This window comes from Chryseobacterium sp. MYb328 (genome assembly GCF_037572595.1).
In the GTDB taxonomy this organism is placed as follows: Bacteria; Bacteroidota; Bacteroidia; order Flavobacteriales; family Weeksellaceae; genus Chryseobacterium; species Chryseobacterium pennae.
In genome coordinates this window covers 1-587 of the sequence record NZ_JBBGZQ010000060.1, presented here as the reverse complement: position 1 = coordinate 587, position 587 = coordinate 1, and the positions used below count along the sequence as shown (strand labels likewise).

Annotated in this window: 1 protein-coding gene; it reads right to left on the bottom strand. The window is 43.6% G+C overall.

What is annotated here, in order from left to right:
• A partial coding sequence (locus WH267_RS25055) for a phage baseplate assembly protein V (RefSeq protein ID WP_340011711.1) occupies positions 1-587 on the bottom strand: 587 nt, incomplete at both ends.

Here is a 587-nt window from a genome sequence, read left to right as displayed (position 1 = left end):
ATCAGTTCCTCCCGCATCAGGCGTCATGACTCTTACAAAATGAGTAGTATCATTCATTTGCCAGTCGAACCTTACCTGTACTCTTCCCTGGCCTTCAGGATCTGCATTCGCGATTACTGTGGCAATCTGAGGCTGGGCTACCGGAACCGTAAATTCAGGCTTGGGTAAAAATCCCGTATCTGCAGCAATAGATTCGAAGGTTCCTTTATAGTGACCGATGGTATCGATTTCGTGTACAGCTTCTGTAACCATTACTTTGGTAAAATAGGAAGTCTCGTTACTATCAGGCTTTCTCATATGAATATCTACCACACATCCCGGATGAAGAAAGGGTACGGTTGTAGAACCGGATACTGAAAATACACTCACAGCTTCACTTCCTGAAGTGCTTTTCTGAGAGTTTTCTACATCCAAATGGGTAGACGCCTTGATAGGGGCCACCTGAAGAGCCGGGGTTTTATAGATTTTATCATTATGGCTGTACGCGGTTTTAGCAAGGTCTCCTAAATGGTTTACAGGGGTTTCACCTGATGTCAGTTTTTCATTTTTACTGCTGTTATAACCGTAATACTGCGGTTTGGTATGAA